Genomic DNA, 12,678 nt, shown 5'->3' with positions numbered 1-12,678 from the left:
GGCACTAAAGGGGGCCCAGTGGCTGCATCCTCTTCCCAGTCGACCATCGTCCTGCCAGCGCAACGCGTGGTAGCCGTCAACGATCTCACCGTGCGCTTCTCCACCTCGGAGCGCACGGTGCAAGCCGTGCGCAACCTGTCTTTCCACGTCGATCGTGGCGAGACGCTGGCCGTGGTGGGCGAGTCGGGCTCGGGCAAGTCGGTGACCTCGCTCGCGCTGATGCGCCTGGTGGAACACGGCGGCGGCAAGATCGCCAGCGGCAGCATGGCGCTGCGACGGCGCAATGGCCAGGTGCTCGATCTCGCCACCGCCGATGGCGCCGCCATGCGCCGCGTGCGCGGCAGTGACGTGGCGATGATTTTCCAGGAGCCGATGACCTCGCTCAACCCGGTATTTCCGGTGGGCGAGCAGATTGCCGAATCGATTCGCCTGCACCAGGGCAAGAGCCGCGCCGAGGCGCGCGCCGAAGCCCTGCGCATGCTGGAGATCGTGCGCATTCCCGAGGCGCGCCGCGTGCTGGACCGCTTCCCGCACCAGCTCTCCGGCGGCATGCGCCAGCGCGTGATGATCGCCATGGCGCTGTCGTGCAAGCCGGCGCTGCTGATCGCCGACGAGCCCACCACGGCGCTCGACGTCACCATCCAGGCCGAGATCCTGCAACTGATCCGCAATCTGCAGTCCGAGATGGACATGGCCGTGGTCTTCATCACCCACGACATGGGCGTGGTGGCCGAGGTGGCCGACCGCGTGCTGGTGATGTACCGCGGCGAGAAGGTGGAGGAGGGCACCTCCGAGCAAGTCTTCGGCAAGCCCGCGCATCCCTACACCCGTGCGCTGCTGTCCGCGGTGCCCAAGCTGGGCGCCATGCGCGGCACCGACTGGCCGGCCAAGTTCCCGCTGGTGCAGCTGGACCAGGGCGAGCCGGTGGCGCCGGTGCCGCAGGATACGGTGGCGGTGGACGCCGCGCCGATCCTGCGCGTGCGCGACCTGGTGACCCGCTTCGATGTGCCGGGCGGCCTGCTGGGCCGCGTGGCGCGCCGCGTGCATGCGGTCGAGCGCGTGAGCTTTGACCTCTACCCCGGCGAGACCCTGGCGCTGGTGGGCGAGTCCGGCTGCGGCAAGTCCACCACCGGCCGCTCGCTGCTGCGCCTGGTCGACAGCCAGAGCGGCACCATCGAGTTCAACGGACAGGACATCAGCCAGATGCGCGGCGGCGCCTTGCAGACCCTGCGCCGCAATATCCAGTTCATCTTCCAGGACCCGTTCGCCTCGCTCGACCCGCGCGTGCCGGTGGGCTACTCCATCATGGAGCCGCTGCTGGTGCACAAGGTGGCCAGCGGCAAGGAGGCCGAGCAGCGCGTGGCCTGGCTGCTGGAAAAGGTGGGCCTGTCGGCCGCGCACGCCTCGCGCTACCCGCACGAGTTCTCGGGCGGCCAGCGCCAGCGCATCTGCATTGCGCGTGCGCTCGCCTTGAACCCGAAGGTGGTGGTCGCTGACGAATCGGTCTCCGCGCTCGACGTTTCCATCCAGGCGCAGATCGTCAACCTGATGCTGGACCTGCAGCGCGAGATGGGCATTGCGTTCCTCTTCATTTCGCACGATATGGCCGTGGTGGAGCGCGTGAGCCACCGCGTGGCGGTGATGTACCTGGGCCAGATCGTCGAGATCGGCCCGCGCCGCGCCATTTTTGAAAACCCGCAGCACCCGTACACCAGGAAGCTGATGTCGGCGGTGCCGATCGCCGATCCGGCGCGCCGCCACCTCAAGCGCGAGCCGCTCTCGGACGAAATGCCCAGCCCGATCCGCGCGCTCGGCGACGAGCCGGTGGTGCAGCCGCTCGTAGCCGTCGGCGGCAACGCCGCATCCCATCATTTTGTAGCCCGGCACGCCATCGGCGGTGCCTACTGAACTGACGAAACCAAGGAGAATCGATGATGACCCGTTTGGCCCCTTCCAAGTTGATCGCCGGTGGCCTGGCCCTGGCCGCGCTCGGCGCAGGTCCCGCCTTTGCCGCCAAGGACGCCGTGATGGCGGTGTACTCCACCTTCACCACGCTCGACCCGTACGACGCCAACGACACGCTGTCGCAAGCCGCCGCCAAGTCCTTCTACCAAGGCCTGTTCGGCTTTGACAAGGACATGAAGCTGATCAACGTGCTGGCCGAGAGCTATGAAGCCAGCAAGGATGGCCTGACGTACACCATCAAGCTGAAGAAGAACGTGAAGTTCCACGACGGCACCACCTTCGATGCCGCCGCCGTCAAAGCCAACTTCGACCGCGTCACCAATCCGGCCAACAAGCTCAAGCGCTACACGCTGTTCAACCGCGTGGCCAAGACCGAAGTGGTCGACGCCAACACCGTCAAGGTCACGCTCAAGGAGCCGTTCTCGCCGTTCATCAACGTGCTGGCCCACCCGTCCGCCGTGATGATCTCGCCCGCCGCGCTGCAGAAATACGGCAAGGACATCGCCTTCCATCCGGTCGGTACCGGCCCGTTCGAGTTCGTCGAGTGGAAGCAGCCCGATCACCTGAAGGGCAAGAAATTCGCCGGCTTCTGGAAGACCGGCTACCCCAGGATCGACACCATCACCTGGAAGCCGGTGGTGGACAACAACACGCGTGCCGCCATCATGCAGACCGGCGAAGCGGACTTTGCCTTCAGCATTCCGTTCGAACAGGCAGCGGTGCTCAAGGGCAGTGCCAAGGTGGACCTGATCGCCTCGCCCTCGATCATTCAGCGCTACCTGAGCATGAACACCATGGTCAAGCCGTTCAACGACCCCAAGGTGCGCCAGGCCATCAACTACGCCATCAACAAGGACGCGCTGGCCAAGGTCGCCTTCGCCGGTTACGCCACGCCGATGGACGGCGTGGTGCCCGCGGGCGTGGACTACGCCGAGAAGCTGGGTCCGTGGCAGTATGACCCGGCCAAGGCACGCGCGCTGCTCAAGGAAGCCGGCTACCCGAACGGCTTTGAGACCACGCTGTGGTCCGCGTACAACCACACCACCGCGCAGAAGGTGATCCAGTTCGTGCAGCAGCAGTTGCAGCAAGTTGGCATCAAGGCGACCGTGCAAGCGCTAGAAGCCGGCCAGCGCGTCGAGAAGGTGGAGAGCGTGCAGAAGCCGGAAGACGCCGGCGTGCGCATGTACTACGTAGGCTGGTCGTCGTCGACCGGCGAGTCCGACTGGGCGCTGCGTCCGCTGCTGGCCTCCGAATCGATGCCGCCCAAGCTGCTGAACACCGCGTACTACAAGAACGACCAGGTCGACGCCGACATCGCCGGCGCCCTGCGTACCACCGACCGTGGCGAGAAGGCCCGTCTGTACAAGGACGCGCAGGAACACATCTGGAAGGATGCGCCCTGGGCGTTCCTGGTGACCGAAAAGGTGCTGTATGCGCGCAGCAAGCGCCTGACGGGTGCCTACGTGATGCCTGACGGCTCGTTCAGCTTCGACGAGATCGACATCAAGCAGTAAGCGCATCGGCCTTGCGCCGTGGCGCGTCCCATCAGAGCGGCGCCACGCGCTCGGTCATCGCTTAGCGGTACAGCGCAGCAAGCCGTGCACGGCCGCCTGCCCACAGTCGCGGGGGCAGGGCGGGCGGCCCGCGGTCTTTAATCATCCGGTGCATCATGCTGAATTACTTTCTCAAACGATTCCTGGGCGTGATCCCCACATTGCTGATCGTGGCAGTGCTGGTGTTCCTGTTCGTCCACCTGTTGCCCGGCGATCCCGCCCGGCTCGCGGCTGGCCCCGAGGCCGACCAGGCCACGGTGGAACTGGTGCGCCGCGATCTCGGCCTGGACAAGCCGCTGCCCGAGCAGTTCGTGCAATTCTTCTCGAACGCCTTGCGCTGGGAGTTTGGCAATTCGCTGCGCACCAAGCGTGCCGTCAGCGAGGAAATCGGCGACCGCTTCATGCCGACCCTGTACCTGACGCTGGCCTCGATGGTGTGGGCGGTGATCTTCGGCATGGTGATCGGGATCAGCTCGGCCGTCTGGCGCAACCGCTGGCCCGACCGCTTCGGCATGACGCTAGCGGTGTCCGGCATTTCGTTTCCCGCCTTCGCGCTGGGCATGCTGCTGATGGAGGTGTTCTCGGTGCAGCTGGGCTGGCTGCCGTCGATCGGCGCCGATACCTGGAAGCACTACATCCTGCCGTCGATCACGCTGGGCGCCGCGGTGGCCGCCGTGATGGCACGGTTTACCCGCGCCTCCTTTGTCGAGGTGCTGAATGAAGATTTCGTGCGGACCGCGCGCGCCAAGGGCGTGGGCGAGTTCCTGGTGGTGGCCAAGCACTGCCTGCGCAACGCCATGATTCCCGTGGTGACCATGATGGGCCTGCAGTTCGGCTTCCTGCTGGGCGGCTCGATCGTGGTGGAAAAGGTGTTCAACTGGCCTGGCCTCGGACGCCTGCTGGTGGACGCGGTCGAGATGCGCGACTACCCGGTCATCCAGGCCGAGGTGCTGCTGTTCTCGCTTGAGTTCATCCTGATCAACCTGGTGGTCGACGTGCTGTACACCGTCATCAACCCCGCCATTCGTTATAAGTAAGTGAGGCCGGCATGACCCAGCTATCCACGCCCGCCAACGGCGAGTCCGCCGTCCCGGCCACAGCCGCCACGCAAGAAGCCGTGCGCACGCCCTGGACCGAGTTCTGGCGCAAATTCCGCAAGCAGCACCTCGCACTCGGCGCCGGTGTGTTCGTGCTGCTGCTGGTGGCGGTGGCGGTCCTCGCCCCGCACCTGGTGCCTTACGATCCGGAGAATTTCTTCGACTACGACGCGCTCAATGCGGGCCCCAGCGCCGCGCACTGGTTCGGCGTCGATTCGCTCGGACGCGACATCTTCAGCCGCATCCTGGCCGGTGCCCGCATCTCGCTGGCCGCGGGCTTCTTCTCGGTGATCATCGGCGCCATCGTGGGCACCGTGCTCGGCCTGCTGGCCGGCTACTACGAGGGCTGGTGGGACCGCATCGTGATGCGCATCTCCGATGTGCTGTTCGCCTTCCCCGGCATCCTGCTGGCGATCGGCATCGTGGCCATCCTCGGCAACGGCATGACCAACGTGATCTTCGCGGTGGCGGTGTTCAGCATCCCGGCGTTCGCCCGCCTGGTGCGCGGCAATACGCTGATGCTCAAGCGCCTGACGTATGTGGAAGCCGCGCGCAGCATTGGCGCGTCCGACTTCACCATCCTGATGCGCCACATCCTGCCGGGCACCATCTCGTCCATCGTGGTGTATTTCTCGATGCGCATCGGCACCTCGATCATCACCGCCGCCAGCCTGTCCTTCCTGGGCCTGGGCGCGCAGCCGCCCACGCCGGAGTGGGGCGCGATGCTTAACGAAGCCCGCGCCGACATGGTGACCGCGCCGCACGTGGCGATTTTCCCCAGCCTGGCCATCTTCCTGACCGTGCTGGCGTTCAACCTGCTGGGCGACGGCCTGCGCGACGCGCTGGATCCGAAGATCGACCGGCGCTAAGGAGCGCACGCGGATGTCCGTATCCATGCCGCATATCGGCGCGTTGCCAGCCGGCGCGCGCAACAGCATCACCGACGTGCCGGGCGTGGCGGTTGGCCAATGCACGCTGGCCGACGGCGCCTGCCAGACCGGCGTGACGGTGGTGTTGCCGCACGGCGGCAACCTGTTTACCGACAAGGTGCCGGCCGCCGCGACCGTGCTCAATGGCTTCGGCAAGAGCGTGGGCCTGGTGCAGGTGGAAGAGCTCGGCGTGCTGGAGACGCCCATCGCGCTGAGCAACACCTTTGCCGTGGGCGCGCTGTCGCAGGCGCAGATCCGGCAGGCCATTGCAGCCAATCCGGAGATCGGGCGCGCCTGGCCAACGGTCAACCCGCTGGTGTTCGAGTGCAATGACGGCTACCTGAACGACATACAGGCGATGGCCGTGCAGCAGGCGCATTATGCGCAAGCCTGCGCCGCGGCCAGCGTGGATTTCGCGCAGGGTGCGGTCGGGGCCGGGCGCGGCATGTCGTCGTTCGGACTGAAAGGCGGCATCGGCTCGGCCTCCCGCCACGTGGGCGGATACCATGTGGGCGTGCTGGTGCAGGCGAACTTCGGCACCTTGCCCAGCTTCACCGTGGCCGGCGCGCGCCTTGGCGGCTTGCTGGCCGAACGGCTCCGGGCGCATACGCAAGCGCCGGCGGAGTCAGGGCCGGAGAAGGGCTCGATCATCATGATCCTGGCTACCGACGCGCCGCTCGACGCACGACAGCTGCGCCGGCTGTCGCTACGCGCGGGGGCGGGCCTGGCGCGTACCGGCTCGGTATTCGGCCACGGCTCGGGCGACATCGCGCTCGCTTTTTCCACCGCCTACACTGTGCCGCAGCAAGCCGGCGCACCCATGCCGGCGCTGGCCATGCTGCACGAAACCCGGCTCGATACGCTGTTCCATGCCGCCGCCGACAGCGTTGAGCAGGCCATCCTGCATGCGCTGTGGCAGGCCGAAACCGTGCGCGGCCGCGATGGGCACCAGCGTGTCGCGCTGCGCGAGTTGATGCCCGAGCTGCCGCAATGGCTGCTGCGCACGGCACCGACGAACTGAATCTCCACAAGCCATGAAGATCCTGATTTCCACCGACATCGAAGGCGTAGCCGGGGTATTCCATCCCGAGCAGACCCGCGCCGGCAACGGCGAGTACGAACGCGCCCGCGCCTGGATGACGGCCGAAGCCAATGCCGCCGTGCAAGGCGCCTTCGCGGGCGGCGCGGCCGAAGTGCTGGTCAACGATTCCCACGGCGGCTTTCGCAACCTGCTGCCGGACCAGCTCGACCCGCGCGCGCGCCTGGTGCTAGGCAAGCCGCGCTACCTTGGCATGATGGCCGGGGTGCACGGCTGCGACGGCGTCTTCATGATCGGCTACCACGGCCGCGCGCAAAGCCGCGGTATCCTCGCCCACACCATCAACAGCAGCGCGTTCGCCCGCATCTGGCTCAACGGCCAGGAACTGGGCGAGGCCGGGATCTACGGCGCCCTGGCGGGCGAATTCGGCGTGCCGGTGCTGATGGCCAGTGGCGATGATGTCTTCGTGGACGAGACCCGAGCGCTGATGCCCTGGGTGCGCTATGTGCAGACCAAGCAAGCCGGCGGGCAAGGCAGCGGCACCTCGCTGTCGCTTGCCGCATCGCGCGACGCCATTGCCGCGCAAGCCGAGCAAGCCGTGCGCGAGCAGGCCGGGCAGCCCCTGAAGCTCAGTGGCCCGATCCACTGCCGCTTGCAAACCCAGGGCCCGGCCTATGCCGACCTGTTCTGCCAGTGGCCCGCGCTGGAGCGCATGGACGGCGTGACGCTGGCGTTCGATGCCGCTTCGGTGCAGGCGGCCGTGCGCATGCTGAACTGCCTGTCGGCGATGTCGTTCATGCTGAAGTAGGGCGCGGCGCGGCCTGTAGAGGCGGTCGTGGTGGTTGTGCCCGCTAGTGCCCGCCGCATGGTGGACAATGGCGGGTGGCAGGCGCCGGTGGCGCCCCGCAGGCAATCAGCCACTTCGCAGCACTCATCACGGCGGGCACAAGCAGATTCATGATCGCAGTCAACGACGGGAGCTGGACTCCCGTACGCAAGGATTTTGTCGAACCCGGCACACGCTGCCGGCAGCAGGTCGGCCGTGGGCGGCACCACGGCTTCGGCAACGGCCAGGCCTTTATCCTGCGCGACGGGCAAGGCCACGAGTACCCCTTTGGCGAGGCCTGCGCGCGGGCCGTGCTTGCTGAGCCAGACCTGTTGTACCTGGTGCCCGACTACACCGAGCGGGACGCCGGCCAGCCCGTGCCCGAAGCGACCGCGCCGGACAACGAGGAGTTCGAGGCCGCCGGCCCGGCCGCGCCGCGTGCCCGCGGCGCGGCGGGTGGCGCCCGCCAAGGCAAGGCCAGCGACGCCGCGCTGCGGCGTACGGCCGCCATCCGTTACCTCGTGCTGCGCATGGAAAAGGTGGCCGGCGTGCCGCGCGTGCAACCCACCGTGCGTTTTCCTGCGCTCGAAGCGGTGTATCAGTCCTACCTTGAAACCGGCGAACTGCCGGATGCCCAGGTCAAGCGCATTCTCGCCATCGAGCGCAGCGCCACCACGCCGCCCAAGCTCAAGACCATCAATCTGCTCGACGTCTACACCGCGCACGTCAAGCTGGAGCGCGTGATCCAGGAATCCAACCGCGTCGAGCAGCGCCGGTTCCTGCGCAGCATCCATGACTGGCTGGCGCGTCACCTGGTGCTGTCCGCCGCCCAGATCGCCGCGGCGGGCATCCAGATGCATCCGCATGCGTTCCGCTCCCTGTTGCTGCGTGAGGCGGTGCCGGCAGATGCGGCCAAGGGCGAGAAGGGCACCAAGAGCGCGAAGGGCGGCAAAGGCTAGCTGCCCGGCTTCGGGCGGCTTCGGATGGCAATGCCGGCCAAGTTGGCGTTTAATAGCGGCACCCCCACTCCTCGCCAAGCGCGAAATCTGCTGTCATGTCCTTGCACACCAGCTTTTCTCGCAGTTATGCCGAAGCCCGGCAGAAATTCCTTGAAGCGGCCCGGGCTGCCGGCGGCACCCTGACCGCGTTCCCCCATCCCACCAAGCGCGGCTGCGCCGGCGAGGAACTTGCCATGGATGTCGCCTGGGTGGGCGGTGCCGAGGCCAGGCGCGTGCTCATGGTGACTTCAGGGATGCACGGGGTGGAAGGCTTCTGCGGCTCCGGGGCGCAGGTCGCCATGCTGGGTGACGCGGATCTGCTGCAGGCGTGCGCTGGCGCGGGCGTGGCGCTGCTGCTGGTGCACGCGGTCAATCCCTACGGTTTCTCGCATATGCGCCGGGTCAACGAAGACAACGTTGACCTCAACCGCAATTTCATGGATTTCACCCAGCCGCTGCCCGACAACGCGCCGTACGCCGAGGTGGCGCCCATGCTGCTGCCCGAGCACTGGCCGCCCTCCGAGGCCGACCAGGCCGCGCTGATGAAGGCGGTAGCCGAGAAAGGCCTGCCCTGGTATCAGGCGGCGGTGAGCGGCGGCCAGTACCAGGCGCCGCACGGGCTGTTCTTCGGCGGCAACAAGGCGACCTGGAGCAATTACACGCTGCGCCGCATCCTGGCGCGCTTCGGCGCCGGGCGCGAGGCGCTGCGCTGGATCGACGTGCATACCGGCCTGGGCCCATGGGGCTACGGCGAGCCTATCTATATGGGTCCGGACCGCGAAGAGGAGATTGGCAGGGTGCGCGCCATCTGGGGCGGCAATGTCACTTCGATCTACGACGGCTCGTCGGCTTCGGCCAATCTCAACGGCATGGCCTGGGTGGCCGTGCCGGAGACTTTGCCCACGCTGGCATACAACGGCATCGCGCTTGAATTCGGCACCTTGCCTGTCACCGAGGTGCTGGAGGCACTACGTGGCGATCATTGGCTACACCTGCACCCGGAGGCGGATGAAGGCCAGCGGAATCTGATTCGGCAGGCGATGTGGCATGCCTTTTATGGGGATGCGGACGACTGGCGGGCGAGCGTGGTGGAGCAGGTCAGGGAGGCGGTGGTGAAGGGTCTGGCGGGATGGTGAGGGACCGAGCGGACTGAGCGGGCTATCCGGCCGTCGCGGGGGGTATCCATTGCGAAGAAAGACGGCCGCAGGAGCCTGCGGCCGTGTCTTGAGCAAGCCTTCAACCTGGCAGCGCTTCGTAAGTCAGCAGGAACACCTGCTCATCGCCGGCGCTGACCGGCAGCCAGACGATCTCCAGGTCGGGAAACGCGGCCTGCACATTGGCGTGCTCGTTGCCGATCTCCACCACCAGCGCGCCGCCCGGGTTCAGGTGCGCCTTGGCGCCGGCGATGATGCGGCGGACCACGTCCATGCCGTCGTCGCCGCCAGCCAGTGCGATGCGCGGCTCGGCTTGGTATTCGGCCGGCAGCGCTTGCATGGAGGTTTCGTTGACGTAGGGCGGGTTGGTGAGGATCACATCGTATTTGGCGCCCGCGGGCAGCGGTGCGTACAGGTCGCCCTCGTACAGGCTGATGCGGTCTTCCATCTTGTAGTCCGCCACATTGCGGCGAGCCACGGCCAGCGCATCCGGCGAGATGTCGACCGCATCGATGCGGGCCTTCGGCCAGACGTGCGCGGCGATGATGGGCAGGCAGCCGGAGCCGGTGCACAGCTCCAGCACCGGGCCGATTTCGGCGCTGTCGCCTACCCACGGTTCCAGCCCTTCATGCAGCAGTTCGCCAACGAAGCTGCGCGGCACGATCACGCGCGAGTCCACGTAGAAGCGCAGGCCGTGCATGAAGGCCTCGTTGGTGATATAGGCCGCGGGCACGCGCTCGGTCACGCGGCGCTCGATGACCTGCAGCACGGCGTCGACTTCTTCGGGCAGCAGGCGCGCGTCGAGGAACGGGTCGAGCGTGTCCAGCGGCAGGTGCAGCGTATGCAGCGTCAGGTACGCGGCCTCGTCATAGGCATTGGCGCTGCCGTGGCCAAAGGACAGCTTGGCCTGGGTAAAGCGCGATACCGCGAAGCGCAGCAGGTCGCGCACGGTGAGCAGGGGGGAGGAGGTTGCCATAGCGTCTTTTTCTGGTCCGCGGCGATCAGGCGATCAGGCGTTCCAGCACGCCACGGTAAATGTTCTTGAGGGGTTCGATAAATCGCACTTCCACGTGCTCGTCGATCTTGTGGATGCTGGCATTGGGCGGCCCGAACTCGATCACCTGCGGGCAGATCTTGGCGATAAAACGGCCATCCGAGGTGCCGCCGGTGGTGGACAGCTCGGTCTTGACGCCCGTTTCCGCCGCGATGGCGCCAGCCAGCGCTTCGGACAGATCGCCGCGCGCGGTCAGGAAGGGCTCGCCGCCCAGGGTCCAGTCCAGGTCGTAGTCCAGCTGGTGGCGCTCCAGGATGGCATGCACGCGCGCCTTCAGGCCATCGGGCGTGCTGGCGGTGGAGAAGCGGAAATTGAAATCCACGGTGACATGGCCGGGGATCACGTTGGTGGCGCCGGTGCCGCCGTGGATATTCGACATCTGCCAGCTAGTGGCGGGGAAGTACTCGTTGCCTTCGTCCCAGCGCTCGTTCACCAGGTCGGTCAATGCGGGCGCGGCCAGGTGGATGGGATTCCTGGCCAGGTGCGGGTAGGCGATATGGCCTTGCACGCCCTTGACGGTGAGCTTGCCCGAGAGCGAGCCGCGCCGGCCGTTCTTGACCATGTCGCCGAGCGTGTCGACCGATGTGGGCTCGCCGATCACGCAGTAATCGAGTCGCTCGCCGCGCGCCTTCAGCGCCTGGACCACCTTGACGGTGCCGTCGTGCGCGGGGCCTTCCTCGTCGCTGGTGATCAGGAAGGCGATGGAGCCGGCGTGGTCCGGGTGGGCCTGCACGAATTCTTCGACCGCTACCACGAAGCCAGCGATGGAGGTCTTCATGTCGGCGGCGCCGCGGCCGTACAGCTTGCCGTCGCGGTGGCTGGGCAGGAAGGGGTCTGAGCCCCATTGCTCCAGCGGGCCGGTGGGCACCACGTCGGTGTGGCCGGCAAAGGCCAGCAGCTTGCCGTCCTGGCCGCGCGTGCCGCGCTTGACGGCCCACAGGTTGGTCACGCGGAAGTCGTCCGGGCCGCTGACGATGGCTTCGCAGGCGAAGCCCAGCGCCTTCAGGCGGGTTTCCAGCACGGCCTGGCAGCCTTCATCGGCGGGCGTGACGGAGCGGCGGCGGATCAGGTCTTCGGTGAGGGCGAGGGTGGGGTTCATGGTGGCAGCGAGGAGGCACCTGGCGCCGGAGTCCGGCGGGGTGCATGGTTCGAGTCTTTGCTTCCTGGCAGCGCGCATGTCCTGGCGCCGCCATCGGGCTTAAAAAAGGCTGGCGTAATTTTCCGCTGAAAAACCTACGCTGACGCTGCCCTTGTGGGCCAGCACCGGCCGCTTGATCAGCGACGGGCTTTGCTGCATCAGCGCAATCGCGCCGGCTTCCTGTTCTGCAAGCGCCTTGTCCGCGTCGGACAGCGCGCGCCAGGTCGTGCCTTTGCGGTTGAGCAGGGTGGCGAGCGGCACATGCGCGAGCCAGCCGCGCAGCATGGCTTCGTCCACGCCTTGCTTCTTGAAGTCGTGGAAGGTGTAATCCACACCGTTGGATTCCAGCCAGGTGCGGGCTTTCTTGACGGTATCGCAGTTGGGAATGCCGTAGAGCAGGACAGTCATGGCGATAAGTGGAGGCGATGAGCGGAGAAATGCGGGGCCGGCCGGTCTGGCTAGCGCAGCAAAAGGTTGAGGGCGACCACCAGGCCGGCAAGCCCAAGCGCAAAGCCGGCCATGGCCACGCCGGTCATCAGGCGCAGGCGGCGATCCAGCCGTGCGGCTTCGCGGCGCAGGGCTTCGATGGTGATGGCGTGTTGCTCGGCCAGCAGCTTGACGGCCTCGGCCTGCTGCATGGCGGCGTTTTCCAGGTCCGCAATGCGCGCGGCAGGGTCGCGCGTGTCCGGGCCAGGCATGTCTGCGGTGCCATCGCGGCGCTTGCCCTTCTTGATCTTCTCGATGGTCTTGTTGGCCTGTTCGAGGATCGTGGGCAGCAGCGAGAGAACGGTGGTGACAGTGGTCGGGTCCAGGGCCATGAGTCGCTTGCGAAGGGCGGGCCAGCGGCGGCCGGCGGCGGTATCCATTGAGCGGGAACCGTTGGAGAGCGGGGAAAGGGCAAAGGGGTGAGGGGAGCGTTGGCGTT

12 protein-coding genes are annotated in these 12,678 nt (G+C 66.9%); 8 read left to right on the top strand and 4 right to left on the bottom strand.

Features of this window, described 5'->3' with window-relative positions:
• Positions 1-18 precede the first annotated feature (18 nt).
• The 8 genes from RR42_RS11995 (at position 19) to RR42_RS11960 (ending at position 9,543) form a co-directional block, all read left to right on the top strand.
• On the top strand, positions 19-1,908 hold the full coding sequence (locus RR42_RS11995; protein ID WP_043347005.1) for a dipeptide ABC transporter ATP-binding protein: 1,890 nt from the start codon (positions 19-21) through the stop codon (positions 1,906-1,908).
• A gap of 23 nt (positions 1,909-1,931) precedes the next feature.
• Positions 1,932-3,479: a glutathione ABC transporter substrate-binding protein GsiB gene (gsiB, locus tag RR42_RS11990; RefSeq protein ID WP_043347003.1), complete on the top strand. Its 1,548-nt coding sequence runs from the start codon at positions 1,932-1,934 to the stop codon at positions 3,477-3,479.
• Positions 3,480-3,634: 155 nt separating this feature from the next.
• On the top strand, positions 3,635-4,555 hold the full coding sequence (gene gsiC, locus RR42_RS11985) for a glutathione ABC transporter permease GsiC (protein WP_043347001.1): 921 nt from the start codon (positions 3,635-3,637) through the stop codon (positions 4,553-4,555).
• Between the two features lie 11 nt (positions 4,556-4,566).
• Positions 4,567-5,484 carry a glutathione ABC transporter permease GsiD gene (gene gsiD / locus RR42_RS11980; RefSeq protein ID WP_043346999.1) on the top strand — a complete coding sequence of 306 codons (918 nt, stop codon included), beginning with the start codon at positions 4,567-4,569 and terminating at the stop codon, positions 5,482-5,484.
• A 13-nt stretch (positions 5,485-5,497) separates the two neighbouring features.
• Positions 5,498-6,565 (top strand): P1 family peptidase, encoded by a 1,068-nt coding sequence (locus RR42_RS11975; protein WP_144409817.1) that lies wholly within the window; start codon positions 5,498-5,500, stop codon positions 6,563-6,565.
• 13 nt (positions 6,566-6,578) lie between these two features.
• Positions 6,579-7,391, top strand: a complete 813-nt coding sequence (locus RR42_RS11970; protein ID WP_043346995.1) for a M55 family metallopeptidase — start codon at positions 6,579-6,581, stop codon at positions 7,389-7,391.
• 149 nt (positions 7,392-7,540) lie between these two features.
• Positions 7,541-8,368, top strand: a complete 828-nt coding sequence (locus RR42_RS11965) for a hypothetical protein (protein WP_043346991.1) — start codon at positions 7,541-7,543, stop codon at positions 8,366-8,368.
• A 95-nt stretch (positions 8,369-8,463) separates the two neighbouring features.
• Entirely contained in the window at positions 8,464-9,543 is a 1,080-nt protein-coding gene (locus tag RR42_RS11960; protein ID WP_043346989.1) for a M14 family metallopeptidase, read from the top strand.
• A gap of 100 nt (positions 9,544-9,643) precedes the next feature.
• Here the strand turns inward: RR42_RS11960 and prmB are convergent, their stop codons facing one another.
• From prmB to RR42_RS11940, 4 genes are all read right to left on the bottom strand, one after another.
• Positions 9,644-10,537 (bottom strand): 50S ribosomal protein L3 N(5)-glutamine methyltransferase, encoded by an 894-nt coding sequence (gene prmB / locus RR42_RS11955; RefSeq protein ID WP_043346987.1) that lies wholly within the window; start codon positions 10,535-10,537, stop codon positions 9,644-9,646.
• A 25-nt stretch (positions 10,538-10,562) separates the two neighbouring features.
• Positions 10,563-11,714: a succinyl-diaminopimelate desuccinylase gene (dapE, locus tag RR42_RS11950; protein ID WP_043346984.1), complete on the bottom strand. Its 1,152-nt coding sequence runs from the start codon at positions 11,712-11,714 to the stop codon at positions 10,563-10,565.
• 99 nt (positions 11,715-11,813) lie between these two features.
• Positions 11,814-12,161, bottom strand: coding sequence for an ArsC family reductase (locus tag RR42_RS11945; protein WP_043346981.1), 348 nt, complete (start codon positions 12,159-12,161; stop codon positions 11,814-11,816).
• Positions 12,162-12,211: 50 nt separating this feature from the next.
• Positions 12,212-12,571 carry a hypothetical protein gene (locus RR42_RS11940; protein ID WP_173430681.1) on the bottom strand — a complete coding sequence of 120 codons (360 nt, stop codon included), beginning with the start codon at positions 12,569-12,571 and terminating at the stop codon, positions 12,212-12,214.
• Positions 12,572-12,678 lie beyond the last annotated feature (107 nt).

The organism is Cupriavidus basilensis (assembly GCF_000832305.1).
In the GTDB taxonomy this organism is placed as follows: domain Bacteria; phylum Pseudomonadota; class Gammaproteobacteria; order Burkholderiales; family Burkholderiaceae; genus Cupriavidus; species Cupriavidus basilensis_F.
Note: the sequence above shows the minus strand (reverse complement) of the source record. Positions and strands in the feature narration are given on the sequence as shown.

Excerpts from the sequence above, each read along its gene's own strand:
- gsiB (WP_043347003.1), top strand. The coding sequence starts at position 1,932 with ATGATGACCCGTTTGGCCCCTTCCAAGTTGATCGCCGGTGGCCTGGCC.
- gsiC (WP_043347001.1), top strand. The coding sequence starts at position 3,635 with ATGCTGAATTACTTTCTCAAACGATTCCTGGGCGTGATCCCCACATTG.
- gsiD (WP_043346999.1), top strand. The coding sequence starts at position 4,567 with ATGACCCAGCTATCCACGCCCGCCAACGGCGAGTCCGCCGTCCCGGCC.
- RR42_RS11975 (WP_144409817.1), top strand. The coding sequence starts at position 5,498 with ATGTCCGTATCCATGCCGCATATCGGCGCGTTGCCAGCCGGCGCGCGC.
- RR42_RS11970 (WP_043346995.1), top strand. The coding sequence starts at position 6,579 with ATGAAGATCCTGATTTCCACCGACATCGAAGGCGTAGCCGGGGTATTC.
- RR42_RS11965 (WP_043346991.1), top strand. The coding sequence starts at position 7,541 with ATGATCGCAGTCAACGACGGGAGCTGGACTCCCGTACGCAAGGATTTT.
- RR42_RS11960 (WP_043346989.1), top strand. The coding sequence starts at position 8,464 with ATGTCCTTGCACACCAGCTTTTCTCGCAGTTATGCCGAAGCCCGGCAG.
- prmB (WP_043346987.1), bottom strand. The coding sequence starts at position 10,537 with ATGGCAACCTCCTCCCCCCTGCTCACCGTGCGCGACCTGCTGCGCTTC.
- dapE (WP_043346984.1), bottom strand. The coding sequence starts at position 11,714 with ATGAACCCCACCCTCGCCCTCACCGAAGACCTGATCCGCCGCCGCTCC.
- RR42_RS11945 (WP_043346981.1), bottom strand. The coding sequence starts at position 12,161 with ATGACTGTCCTGCTCTACGGCATTCCCAACTGCGATACCGTCAAGAAA.
- RR42_RS11940 (WP_173430681.1), bottom strand. The coding sequence starts at position 12,571 with ATGGCCCTGGACCCGACCACTGTCACCACCGTTCTCTCGCTGCTGCCC.